Here is an 11,916-nt window from a genome sequence, read left to right on the forward strand (position 1 = left end):
CAGCGAGACGAGGCAGTTCGTGGCAGGAGCGAGTCCACCGGTCCTAACGGGAATCGACGGCGGTCAGAAGGATCGGCGCACGGTCCTGCGCGAGCTGTACACGGCGTATGGCGGCAGCGTGTATGGGCGCTGCCGCTACCTGTTGAAGGACGCCAGCCGGGCCGAGGACGCGATGCAGGAGGTGTTCGCCCGCGCCCTCACCCACTCGGAGGGCTTGCGCGACGAGTCCTCGCCCCTGGCGTGGTTGATGAAGATCGCCACCCACCATTGCCTCAACCAGCTGCGCGCGGAGCGGGCGCCGTGGCGGCGCTGGTTCGAGCGGGACGAGCTGGCCCGCCCCGAGGGGGATGACGGGGCTCGGAAGCTGGAGACGCGGGAGTTGGTGCGCTCGCTGCTGTCGCGGGTGGATGTGGAGACGCAGGCGGCGGTGGTGCACTACTGGGTGGACGGGATGACGTTGGAAGAGGTGGCCGCGATGTTGGGGCGCTCGGTGCCCACGGTGCGGAAGCGGCTGGAGCAGTTCGCCGCGATGTCGAACGAGGAGCTGAAGGTCCCATGAGCGCGCACCTGTCGGAGTGGACGTTGCGGCGGCTGCACGCCGGAGAGCTTCCCGGCAAGGAGGCCGAGCAGGCCCGGGCCCACGTGTCCGGGTGCGCGGAGTGCCAGGACGTGGTGAAGGGGCTGGAGACGGACCAGGCCCGCTTCGAGGCGCAGGTGCCCTTCGAGCGTTTCGAGGCCCGCGTGGAGCGCGCGTTGAACAAGCCGAAGACGCAGCCCTCGCGGCCCCTGCGCAATGGGGTGCTGGTGGCGATGGCGGCCTCGGTGCTGCTGGTGCTGTTGGTGCGGCCGATGCTCTCCCAGCCGCCCGTCAACCGGCTCAAGGGCGGAGCCTCGGCGGAGCTGCGGGTCGGCGGAGGCGGGCCCCAGCGCGGCGTCCTGCCGGGAGACACCGAGGCGCTGGAGTCGGACGAGAAGGTGCGGCTGGCGTACGTGGCCGGGCCCTACCGGTACGTGCTCGCGGTGTCGGTGGACGCGGCCGGTGAGGTGTCGGAGCTCTACGCCCAGGACGGCATGAGCCTCCCGGTGGAGGCGGGCCCCGGCCGGCACTGGCTGCCCGACAGCGTGGTGTTCAGCGGCGCGGGCTACGAGCGCGTGGTGATGGTGCTCTCCGATCGGCCGCTGAGCGTGGAGGCGGTGCGGGCGTCGGCGCGGCGGGCCTGGGAGGCGGCGGGCGGCAAGGTGGAGAACATGACCACGCTAGGCTCCGGCGGTGAGGAGACCCACTGGCTGCTGCGCAAGCCATGAGCCGCCCGTCCGGACAAGGGCTGGTGTTCGTGCTGGCGCTGGTGCTGGCGGCGGCCGTGCAGGCGCAGCCGCTGCGACGCTTCGCGCTGGTGGTGGGCAATGACGACGGTGGCGCGGACACCCGGCCCCTGCGCTTCGCCCGGGATGACGCGCGCAAGATGCACGGGCTGCTGACGCGGCTGGGTGGCGTGGAGTACGGCGACGCGCGGCTGCTGCTGGACGAGGAGGCCGGGGACTTCCTGCGCGCCCTCGCCGAGCTGGAGTCGAGCGCCAAGGTGGCTCGGGCCCGGGGCGAGCGCACCGCGCTCATCGTCTACTACTCGGGCCATGCGAAGGACGGGGCCCTGCGGCTGGGAGACAGCGCGCTGGACCTGGAGTCGCTCAAGCGCCGGCTGCTGGCGGCCCCCGCGGACATCCGCATCGCCATCCTGGACTCGTGCCGCTCCGGAGCGCTCACGCGGACCAAGGGGGCCCGGCGCGCCCCGGCCTTCGCCATCGACACGAGCGCCACGCGCGAGGCCCGGGGGCTCGTCATCCTCACCTCCAGCTCGGCGGACGAGGACTCGCAAGAGTCGGACCTGCTCGGGGGCAGCTACTTCTCCCACCACCTGGGCAGCGGGATGATGGGGGACGCGGATCGCTCGGGCGACGGGCAGGTGACGCTCTTCGAGGCGTACTCGCATGCCTACGCCCGCACGGTGGCGGACACCGCGGACAGCAGCGCCGGAGCCCAGCACCCCACCTTCAGCTACGACCTCGCCGGCAATGGCGACCTGGTGCTGACGGACCTGCGGGGACGCGACGAGGGCCTGCTGGTGCCTCGCACCGCGCCCGCGGGGGCCTACTACTTCGTGAACCCGGCCGGACTGGTGGTGGCGGAGGTGGACAAGGCCGTGGACGCCGAGCGGCGGCTGGCCCTGGCCCCGGGCCGGTACACGGTGAAGCGCCGGCTGGCGGACCGGCTGCGCGTGGGCGAGGCCGAGGTCCAGCGCGGACGCACCACGGTGCTCGACGAGTCCCGGCTGCACGATGCGCCCTTCTCGGATGACCCGGTGAAGGGCGTGGCGCCTCGCGAGCGCGCGCTGCGCACGTACTGGACGCTGGGACTCACCGGCGGCTACCACTCCTTCTTCGACACGCCCACGCGCGAGAACCTCTTCCTCTCCACGCCGCTGCTCGGCCTGGAGGTGGGGCTGCACCACTACTTCCGCGAGAACTGGCGCTGGGACGTCGATCTGTCGCTCGGCGGACGGCAGGCCACGCTGGAGCTCCCCACGCTCTCGGGGCCGCGCTACCGGTACTCGCTGTTGAACGTGGGCACCTCGCTCGTGGCCGAGTGGCCCCTGGGCCGCTTCTCCCCTTTCGTGGGCCCCCGGCTCGCCTACCTCGTCATGGGCCGCGACTTCGAGGACGCGAGCCTCCCGGACCAGTTCTACGCCGTGCTCACCCCGGGCCTCGTGGGCGGCGTGCGCTGGCGGCTATCGGACCGCTTCGAGCTCACCGGGCGCGCCCGCGTCCACTACCTCCTCTACAACGTCGACGCACAGCGCTCCCTGGGCTACTGGGAGCTCGGAGCGCTCGTGACGTACCGCCTCTGACAGGGAGCGCCTCATGCGCCACTGCTGGCTCCTGCTGCTGGGCTGCCTCGCCGCGTGCGGCGGGAACTTCTCCAACGACGATCTCGAGTTCCTCAACGCCCTGCCCACCCGGGAGGACCTGGCCTCCGAGCTTCCCGGCTCCAGCGGCACGGTGAGCGAGGGGGGGCTGCGCCGGCGCACGGATGCCCTGGCCGTGGGAGAGCCGTCCACGCTCTACCGGGACACGCGCGCCGCCTCGGACACGTTCAACAACGGGATGGATGGGCTGCTCACCCTGCTGGAGCGGATCCGCGAGCTGCCGCCCACGACACGTGCGCCGGAGCTGCGCGTGTGGGGACCCTGGCCGGACCCGGACCACCCCGGTCACGAGGTGCGCTTCGCGATGAAGCGCGAGCCCGACAGCTTCATCTACCTGCTCCAGTTCCGGACCCAGGGCACTGGAGAGGAGGGGTGGTGGTCCGCCATCGAGGGCACCTTCCAGCCGGACGGTGGGCTGCGCAAGGGCACGGGCGCGGTGAGGATCCTCGTGAAGCAGACGAAGGCCCACGGCTTCGACGTCAAAGGGCTCGCGGATTTGGACCTGTTGGAGATCGTCTACCAGACGCGCGCGCTCCCCATCACCGTGCGGATGCGCTTCGTGCCCTCCTCGCCCGAGAAGGCCTCCGAGCTCCTCTACGCGTACCGCGAGCTTCCCAGCGGCCTCGGAGAGATGGGCTTCCTGCTGGAGGACACCGACATCCTCCCCGGCACGCAGAAGGAGGACCTCGCCATCATCAGCCGGTGGACGACGGACCGGGGAGGCGTGGGAATCATCTCGGTGACGGGCGGAGACGTGCCTCCGGGCTTCACCGCCACGCAGGTGGAGTGCTGGGATGCCAGCTTCCGCGTCACCTATCTGAAGCGGAGCTGGGAGCCTGCGGTGGTGGGCAGTGCCTCCGCCTGCCCGGACGTGTCCGCGCTGGAGCAGCCGTGAGCGGGCCCTCCCTCACTCCATGCTCAGTCCGGTTGGGCCTTGTCCGGCTCACTCCTGGGGGCACTCGCTGCCGGCTTCTCTTTCTCCAGCTTCTGCTCGATTGGAGTCTGAGCAGCGGGTCTCAGGTGCGCGTGATTGCCGACAGCGAGAATGCGCATCGTGCGGATGTCCACGGCATGAACGGTTCTGTCCATGCTGGCCAGGGCTCCCGAAGAGCCCCACAGCGCGTTCGTCTGGCAGGCTCGCTCATCGACAGTGAATCGGACCTGCACGACTCCCGTGGGCTCAGGAGCCGCCGTGACGTCATAGGAGCCGGGCCGGTAGAGACACGCCTCTTCTGGACGGGTGTCCTTGGGCGGTAGGGCCTCGCTGGGAAGAAAGTCCTCCAGGGCGAGCTGGATGGCCGCGGCGATGTTGCCCTCGAGGTGGAGCCGTCCTTCCCTGGGAAGCTCGGGAGGAGGCTGCATCGGGTCCCTCTCCAGGAGTTGCCCGTTCCGCAGGTCCACTTCATAGGTGGCTTCCATGTCCAGCGGCGGACCCCACCGGTAACAAGCTCCAGGGGCGAGGGAGAAGCGGACCAGGGTGGTGCCGTCCCTTCCTGGCGCCGTCTCCACGTCCCAGGATTGGCGCTGGAGGATGCAGATGTCGCTCCGGGTTGCTCCGGCTGGAGGACGCACATCCCACGGGAGGAAACGCGCCATGGCGAGTTGGATGGCCGCGGCCCGGGCACCGGAGAGTTCGACCCTCCCCTCTTCGGGCAAATCCCTTCCGAACTTGAACCAGGCGGCCTCTTCGGCTGGAACGTAACGGACAGAGCTGCGAGCTGTCATGCATCCCGACACGGCCCAGCAGAGCATCAGGCCGGCGGCTCTTCCCATGAACGCCTCCCAACGGCGCCGAGAGTGCAGATGGGTATTCATGGCTGTACAGGGGTGATGAAGCCTGAGTCCTTGTTCTGGGGTTGGATGTAGCCGATGAGCTTCCAGTTCCCGGACTGCCGTTCATAGACCTCGCCGGGCCGGGCCTCACGGACATAGGGCACGAACTTCTGGATGCGGCAGGTCGTATCGAACTGGATGCGAACGCGATAACGCTGATTCCGCCCACGCCTGTCTGGCTCGCTCAAGGGCGAGGAGGGCCATGGATGGCTGTGGAAGTCGGCAAGAGGCGCGAGCTGGCCTCGAGGGTCCTTCACCACCGCTGGTGAGAAACAGGACTTCCTTCTGCTCGGGCCCACCAGCGCCGCTTTCGTCAGGGGAGAGGGCATGCTCGCGTAGTAGAGGCCATCCTCGAACGAGTAGATGACGCCGCAGTACTCCTGACCATATTCGCCCAGCTGCGCTCTGGGGAGTGCCAGCACCGCTGGGCAGAGCTGGTCGATGACTTCATCCACATCTGTCGAGGGACGGATGTCCTTCCATGGACCACGTACCCAGACGATTTCGGAGTCTCCCAAAAAGCCGTAGTCTTCCGTCTGTCCGGTATGTGGGCCGCTGGCGCAGCCGAGAAGGCACAGCCCCATCAGCGCTGCTCGGATCCTCATCACGTTCAGGGGTGTGCTCTGGCGCGAGACGTGTCCGAACATGAAGTGCATCGGGCGGTGAGCTGGGGCTTTGATGGGCAGAAGGTGGATGGATTATGGACCAGCCGCGCGAGTGAGGACAAGCGGCCAGCGACAAAAAGGGAGCCATGGCGAGCAGGAGCATCGAGGAGGGCCGCATCAAGCGGCTCAACACGCCTCGGCCCAGTCGCGCAGGCGTTCAGGGGATTGCCTCTGGCCCTCCATCACTCCATGTCCTCCAGTTCCTTGCCCTTGGTTTCCCGGATGAAGACGAGCACGAAGACGAGCGAGGCCACGGCGGCGGCGGTGTAGAGCCCATAGGCCAGCCCCAGGCCCGCGGTGCGCAGGGAGGGGAACGTGGAGGAGACGATGAAGTTGGCGATCCACTGCGCCGAGCCCGCGAGCGCCAGCGCACGGCCGCGAATGCGGTTGTTGAACATTTCCCCGAGCAGCACCCACACCACGGGTCCCCAGGACAGGCCGAAGCAGAAGACGTAGAGGTTGGCGGCCACCAGGGCGATGGTCCCCGCCGCTCCCTGGAGGACGGGATTGCCCGCGGCATCCGCCCCGGCCGTGCCGAACAGGTACGCCATCGCCCCGAGCGTCAGCGCCATGCCCACCGAGCCCACGATGAGCAGCGGCTTGCGCCCGAAGCGATCCACCGTGGCGATGGCGATGAACGTGGTGACGATGTTGGTGACGCTGGTGATGACGGTGATGGCCAGCGAGTCCCGCTCGGAGAACCCCACCGCCTGCCAGAGGACGCTCGAGTAGTAGAAGATGACGTTGATGCCCACGAACTGCTGGAAGACGGACAGTCCGATGCCCACCCAGACGATGGGCAGCAGCCCGAAGCGGCCCCGGAGGTCCGAGAACCGGCCGGTGTGCTCGCTCGAGAGGCTCTGGCGGATCTCCTCCACCTTCGCCTCGGCGCGAGCCCCGATGATGGAGCGGAGCACGTCCCGGGCCTTGTCATCGCGCTTCTTGGCGACGAGGTAGCGGGGGGACTCGGGAATCAGCAGGGCGCCGATGCCATAGAGGACCGCGGGGGGAAGCTCGGACAGGAGCATCCACCGCCACGCCGCCATGCCGAGCCAGAGGGGATTCGAGGCGGAGCCGCCCGCCGCCGCGGCGATGCCGTAGTCCACGAGCAGCGCGGCGAAGATGCCGGAGACGATGGCCAGCTGCTGGAGCGAGCCGAGCCGGCCCCGCAGGTGGGCCGGGGCGATCTCCGCGATGTAGGCGGGGGCGATGACGCTGGCGATGCCCACCGCGATGCCGCCCACCAGGCGCCAGAGGCTGAAATCCACCAGCCCGAAGGCCACGCCGGAGCCCGCGGTGCCCACGGAGAAGAGGACCGAGGCCACCACCATCGTCCGGGTGCGGCCCATGCGGTCGGCCAGCTGCCCGCCCACGAAGGCTCCCACCGCCGAGCCCAGGAGCGCCGAGGACACGGAGATGCCGATGGCCGCGTCACTCGCATGGAAGGTGGACTGCAGGGCGCCGACGGCCCCATTGATGACCGCCGTGTCGAAACCGAACAGGAAGCCACCCACGGCGGCCACCGCGGCAATCATCACGACCTTGAGCGATGAGCCTTCCTCGGCCAACGCCTCATCGCGCACATCCGCCATACGGAGACCTCCCAGAGCGCACCCAACATCCGCACTCCGGGTCCGACGTCATCCCTCAAAAGAAGACAGGTGTTGGCCGGTGGAAAACGACCGGGAGGCGACAAGGCTCGAGAGGGCTCAGGGTGTCACGGCGGCGGCGAACCGGCGCTTGCCTTCGCGGATCGTGAGAATGACGGCGGGTTTCACCGGGTTGCGGTCCGCGTCCAGGGTGAGGGTGCCCGTGGCGCCGGGGTGGTTCTTCGTGCTCGCGAGCGCGTCGCGGATGTCCGGGCCGGAGAGTGACTTCGCCCGCTCGATGGCCGCGAGCGCCACCTTCGCCGCGTCGTAGCCCAGCGCGGAGGCGGCCTCGGGAGAGCGGCCGTAGCGCTCGCGGAACGAGGTGATGAAGCGCTGGAGCTCGGGGGCGGGGTTGTCCTCGGCGTAGTGGGACGAGTAGGAGGCGCCTTCCAGCGCGCCGCCCGCGAGCTCGAAGATGCGGTCCGACTCCCAGCCATCGCCGCCGAGCAGCGGCATCGTCAGGCCCATCTCGCGTGCCTGGCGGGCGATGACGCCCACCTCACTGTAGAAGCCCGGCAGGTACAGGGCCTGGGGCTTCGCCTTCTTCACCGCCAGCAGCGGCCCGCGGTAGTCCGAGTCCCCCTTCGAGTAGCTCTCCACCGCCACCACGGTCCCGCCCAGCTTCTTGAAGGTCTCGATGAAGGCGTCACTCAGGCCGAGCGAGGAGGCGTTCTTGCTGTCGTGCAGCACCGCCACGCGCTCGAGCTTCAGGTTCTCCCGGGCGAAGCGGGCCATGGCACCGCCCTGGAAGGGATCGATGAAGCAGGTGCGGAAGATGAAGTCGCCCTTCTTCGTGACGTCGGGGTGGGTGGACGAGGGCGTCACCATGGGCACGCGGGCCGCCTGCACCGCGTCGGCGATGGCCAGCGAGCCGGACGACGTCACGTCTCCGAGGATGAGCACCACCTTGTCCTGCGTGAGGAGGCGCTTGGCCGCGGCCACGGACTCCTCGAGCTTGCCCTGGGTGTCATAGGAGCGGAGCTCCACCCTGCGGCCCTTCACGCCGCCGGCGGCGTTCACCTGCTCCACGGCGAACTGGATGCCATCGCGCACCACCGTGCCGAACGAGGCCTCCGAGCCCGTGAGACTCCCCAACGAGCCGATGACGATGGGCCCCTCCTGTGTGGGGGCGCGTTGCTCCGAGGTGGCGGGAGCGGAGGGCGGAGGCGGCGGGGACTTCCGCTCGCAGGCGAGGGAACACAGGGCGACGGTGGCGAACAGGGGCAGGAGGCGGTGCATGGGGGACTCTCTGGGGCGCACTCTGTACGTGCTTCAACCGGAGCGAGACCCGCTTCAGGGCATCGGCTACCGCGTCCGCCAGCGAGCACGCCGGGAGAGGTCCAGGGCGGCGTCAGCCGGGGGGTCCGTTCAGGCCTCGACAAGGGTAGCACACGGGCGGCCGAGCGCCCCCGCGCTTCCCCTGCCCCACGGGGCGCGTCATCCTTCCTTGACTCGGTGGGGGTCCCTCTCTAGGTTGAATCTCTTCTCCCAGTACTTAGCGAAGGACGTTTCCCACCATGGCTCGCGTCACAGTCGAAGACTGCCTCCCCCTGGTCGACAACCGCTTCGCGCTCGTGCTGCTGGCGGCCAAGCGCGCCCGTCAGCTCATGGCCGGCGCCCGCCCCATCATCGACACCTCGAAGAACAAGCCGCCCGTGCTCTCCCTGCGCGAGGTGGCCACCGGCCACGTGAAGTTCGACCGGGACGTGCGCGAGGCCCTCACCGGCAAGTACGCCGCGTCCGAGAAGGCCAACGGCGCCTAGTCGCCCGAGCCCTCCGGGCGTAACAGCCCGGACAGGGCGAGGCTGGCCCCCGCGCGCAGCAGCATCCTGGCCGCGCGCGCGGCGATGGCCTTCTCGCCCTTGTAGCCCAGCAGCGCCGCCACCCGCGTCAGCGGCACCCAGCGCGTCTCGTCCACCTCCACCCGGTGGCCCGCGTGCTGGATGTCTCCCAGCACCCCGGACTGGTAGCGGAACAGGTAGAAGTGCACCCGCTTGAAGATGCGCTGCCCGCGGAACTGGTAGACGTAGCGGATCTCCCCCAGCGGCGCGACGAGCGTGGCCTTCAGCCCCGTCTCCTCCCACACCTCGCGCACGGCGGTCTGCTCGGGCGTCTCCCCCGGGTCCACATGCCCCTTGGGAAGCGCCCACAGGGAGCGGCCGTGGGGCCGGATGACGGCCACCTCCAGCTCGCCCCCCTGCTCTCGGATGACTATTCCTCCGGCGGACGCCTCACGGGGCATGGCCTCAAGTTAACCGATGCCCGGCCGCCGCGGTCAGGAGACTTGTCCGAAATGCCGCAGCTTGGCTTCTGCCCCCAACCGGTACGCGTAACGCAGATCCGTCAGCAGCCGCTCCAGCCGCCGCCCCGTCACGTGCCCCATCAACCGCGAGCAGAAGTTGCGTGACAGCCGGTTGGCCTCCTCGTACCGCCACCGCTCCGCCGCGGACAGCCGCTCCCGGTAGGACACCCGGTCGAACAGCCTCCCCAACAGCTCCTCCGCCCACCTCCCCACCCCATCCCCCCACCGGTGCAGCAGGCACAGGGCGAACTTGTCCACCTCCGCCTGCGCCTCCAGCTCCAGCAGGGAGACGGTACGCCCATGTATGGCGGTGTGCGCCACGTAGAGGAAGTGCGAGACGCCCTCGGCGAGCTGGCAGAAGCCGTCCAGCTCGGACTCCAACAATGAGTCCACGGGGCCGCTCTCGTAGGGCTTGAGGCGGTGGAGCAGCGCGGGGGCGAGGTAGAGGGCCATCTCCAGCTCTCCCTCCGCCTCGTGGACGAGCAGCTCCTCCTCACTGCGCCCGGTGGCGCCCAGCTGGACGGCGGCTTCGCGGTCCACCACGAAGCCCTCCGCCCGCGCGGCGCAGGTGATGCCGTAGATGGCCTCCAGGTGCTCCTGCACTCGGCCTATCATTCAGGGCCTCCCGGCTTCAGTTCGGCAGGCCCTTGGGCGTCACCAGGCCGGCATCCACCAGCACCTGCTCCAGCTTGTCGTTGCCGGTGCGCACCCAGCTCTCGTACACCTTGAGGGCGCCCGAGGGGCCGTTCTGCACCAGCCCCCGTGCGGCGATCTCCTCCAGCACGTCCACCAGGGCGCGGAAGCGGGCGCTCAGCTCCCGGTAGACGGCGGCGAAGCCCGCGGCGGGCGCCAGGTCCGCCAGCTGCCCGTAGGCCGCGCCGCCCATCTGGATGTAGTAGTCCTGGCCCACGGCGCTCTCGCGCAGCGCGCCGGAGAAGAAGCCCGCCTGGTAGAGCGACACGTCCCCCAGCCGCCGCAGGGTGCGGATGCGCTCGTCGCGCTGCTGCTGCAGCGAGCGGTGGTACAGCATGGCGAGCGGCTCCTGCTCCTTGCGCCCGTCCTCCCCCTTGCTGAACAGGTTGTCGGTACAGGCGAACTCGGCCAGCAGGTTGACCAGGTAGAATTCCGTCGTCTCCCCGACAGCGAGCTTCTGGCGCCGGATGACTTCTTCCAACAGCGCCTTGAAGAACTCCTTCAACGACGGGGCCGTCACCAGTTGACTCATGGACTCTCGACCTCCAACGCCCCCCAGGGTTTTGCGGGCCGGGGACGCCACGTAAAAGTTACCAACGCCCCCCCACGTGCGGCAAAAGGTCCCCCAGTCATTCCGGGTACTTACGCTGGCACTCGACCCCCACGACTGCCAGAAACAGTGGGGGTCCCCCGCTGTCCGGCTCCCGACGTCCACAGGAAGACAGAGCGGAAAAACCCAATTGTGACGGGAACTTGGCGAGACCCCTCCCCGCGGTCCCGGCTCGCTTGACGGGTCGACTTCGCTGGTTATTATCCCGCGCGCTGGCTGATTGGCACTCGCGAGGTGCGAGTGCTAACGGCCCGGGCCGCGAGGCCCCTATTCCCACCCCCATGGGTGCTCCGCATGCCGGGGCGCCCCAGCTCAAGGAGACAGACCATGAAGATTCGTCCCCTGCAGGACCGCCTGATCGTCAAGCGCGTGGCCGAGGAGAACAAGACCAAGGGCGGTCTGTTCATCCCCGACACCGCCAAGGAGAAGCCCCTCGAGGGCCACGTGATCGCGGTCGGCAACGGCAAGGTGCTCGAGGACGGCAAGGTGCGTCCGCTGGACATCAAGGCCGGCGACACCATCCTCTTCAGCAAGTACTCGGGCACCGAGGTGAAGATCGAGGGTGAGGAGCACCTGATCCTCCGCGAAGAGGACGTGCTCGGCATCATCGAGAAGTAATCACCCCACTCACCTTTCAGAAAAAGAGAACTCCATGTCCGCAAAAGACATCATTTTCGACACCAAGGCCCGCGACGCCATCCTCCGCGGCGTCAACACCCTCGCCGACGCGGTGAAGGTGACCCTCGGGCCCAAGGGCCGCAACGTCGTCATCGAGAAGTCCTTCGGCTCGCCGACGATCACCAAGGACGGCGTCACCGTCGCCAAGGAGATCGAGCTCGAGAACAAGTTCGAGAACATGGGGGCCCAGATGGTGAAGGAGGTCGCCTCCAAGACCTCCGACGTCGCCGGCGACGGCACCACCACCGCCACCGTGCTCGCGCAGGCGATCTACCGGGAGGGCGCCCGCCTCGTCGCGGCCGGCCACAACCCGATGGAGATCAAGCGCGGCATCGACAAGGCCGTCGAGGTCATCGTCGAGCACCTCAAGAAGTCCGCCAAGCTCACCAAGGACCCCAAGGAGATCGCCCAGGTTGGCACCATCTCCGCCAACGGTGACGAGACGATCGGCAACATCATCGCGGACGCGATGGAGAAGGTCGGCAAGGAGGGCGTCATCACCGTC

At 68.9% G+C, this 11,916-nt stretch carries 14 protein-coding genes; 7 read left to right on the forward strand and 7 right to left on the reverse strand.

What is annotated here, in order from left to right; genetic code table 11:
* Positions 1-19 precede the first annotated feature (19 nt).
* Genes AC16DP_RS43205 through AC16DP_RS43220 form a run of 4 tightly spaced genes read left to right on the forward strand, consistent with a single transcriptional unit; the run spans position 20 to position 3,876 of the window.
* Positions 20-559: an RNA polymerase sigma factor gene (locus tag AC16DP_RS43205; protein ID WP_329730365.1), complete on the forward strand. Its 540-nt coding sequence runs from the start codon at positions 20-22 to the stop codon at positions 557-559.
* Positions 556-1,305, forward strand: a complete 750-nt coding sequence (locus AC16DP_RS43210) for an anti-sigma factor family protein (protein ID WP_329730364.1) — start codon at positions 556-558, stop codon at positions 1,303-1,305. Before AC16DP_RS43205 ends, AC16DP_RS43210 begins: the two co-directional genes overlap by 4 nt.
* A complete protein-coding gene (locus AC16DP_RS43215; RefSeq protein WP_329730363.1) occupies positions 1,302-2,903 on the forward strand; it encodes a caspase family protein in 1,602 nt (533 codons plus the stop codon). Before AC16DP_RS43210 ends, AC16DP_RS43215 begins: the two co-directional genes overlap by 4 nt.
* A gap of 13 nt (positions 2,904-2,916) precedes the next feature.
* Positions 2,917-3,876: a hypothetical protein gene (locus AC16DP_RS43220; protein WP_329730362.1), complete on the forward strand. Its 960-nt coding sequence runs from the start codon at positions 2,917-2,919 to the stop codon at positions 3,874-3,876.
* Between the two features lie 23 nt (positions 3,877-3,899).
* Here the strand turns inward: AC16DP_RS43220 and AC16DP_RS43225 are convergent, their stop codons facing one another.
* The 4 genes from AC16DP_RS43225 to AC16DP_RS43240 form a co-directional block, all read right to left on the reverse strand.
* On the reverse strand, positions 3,900-4,637 hold the full coding sequence (locus AC16DP_RS43225; RefSeq protein WP_329730361.1) for a hypothetical protein: 738 nt from the start codon (positions 4,635-4,637) through the stop codon (positions 3,900-3,902).
* 155 nt (positions 4,638-4,792) lie between these two features.
* Positions 4,793-5,461: a hypothetical protein gene (locus AC16DP_RS43230; RefSeq protein ID WP_329730360.1), complete on the reverse strand. Its 669-nt coding sequence runs from the start codon at positions 5,459-5,461 to the stop codon at positions 4,793-4,795.
* 200 nt (positions 5,462-5,661) lie between these two features.
* Entirely contained in the window at positions 5,662-7,071 is a 1,410-nt protein-coding gene (locus tag AC16DP_RS43235) for a sugar porter family MFS transporter (RefSeq protein ID WP_329730359.1), read from the reverse strand.
* Between the two features lie 117 nt (positions 7,072-7,188).
* On the reverse strand, positions 7,189-8,367 hold the full coding sequence (locus AC16DP_RS43240; RefSeq protein WP_329730358.1) for an ABC transporter substrate-binding protein: 1,179 nt from the start codon (positions 8,365-8,367) through the stop codon (positions 7,189-7,191).
* A 278-nt stretch (positions 8,368-8,645) separates the two neighbouring features.
* Between AC16DP_RS43240 and rpoZ the strand changes: the two genes are divergently transcribed.
* Positions 8,646-8,891 carry a DNA-directed RNA polymerase subunit omega gene (gene rpoZ, locus AC16DP_RS43245; protein WP_043396084.1) on the forward strand — a complete coding sequence of 82 codons (246 nt, stop codon included), beginning with the start codon at positions 8,646-8,648 and terminating at the stop codon, positions 8,889-8,891.
* Here the strand turns inward: rpoZ and AC16DP_RS43250 are convergent.
* Genes AC16DP_RS43250 through AC16DP_RS43260 form a run of 3 tightly spaced genes read right to left on the reverse strand, consistent with a single transcriptional unit; the run spans position 8,888 to position 10,655 of the window.
* Positions 8,888-9,370 carry an NUDIX hydrolase gene (locus AC16DP_RS43250; protein ID WP_073568152.1) on the reverse strand — a complete coding sequence of 161 codons (483 nt, stop codon included), beginning with the start codon at positions 9,368-9,370 and terminating at the stop codon, positions 8,888-8,890. The two genes, rpoZ and AC16DP_RS43250, sit on opposite strands and share 4 nt — an antisense overlap.
* Positions 9,371-9,403: 33 nt before the next feature.
* A complete protein-coding gene (locus tag AC16DP_RS43255; RefSeq protein ID WP_329730357.1) occupies positions 9,404-10,045 on the reverse strand; it encodes a hypothetical protein in 642 nt (213 codons plus the stop codon).
* 16 nt (positions 10,046-10,061) lie between these two features.
* On the reverse strand, positions 10,062-10,655 hold the full coding sequence (locus AC16DP_RS43260) for a hypothetical protein (RefSeq protein WP_329730356.1): 594 nt from the start codon (positions 10,653-10,655) through the stop codon (positions 10,062-10,064).
* Positions 10,656-11,060: 405 nt separating this feature from the next.
* Here AC16DP_RS43260 and groES point away from each other — a divergent pair, with 405 nt between their 5' ends.
* Both groES and AC16DP_RS43270 read left to right on the forward strand, forming a co-directional pair.
* Complete coding sequence (groES, locus tag AC16DP_RS43265) at positions 11,061-11,351, forward strand: co-chaperone GroES (protein WP_483957061.1); 291 nt, start codon at positions 11,061-11,063, stop codon at positions 11,349-11,351.
* 34 nt (positions 11,352-11,385) lie between these two features.
* A partial coding sequence (locus AC16DP_RS43270) for a TCP-1/cpn60 chaperonin family protein (RefSeq protein WP_483957062.1) occupies positions 11,386-11,916 on the forward strand: 531 nt, incomplete at its 3' end.

It is taken from the genome of Archangium sp. (assembly GCF_057119385.1).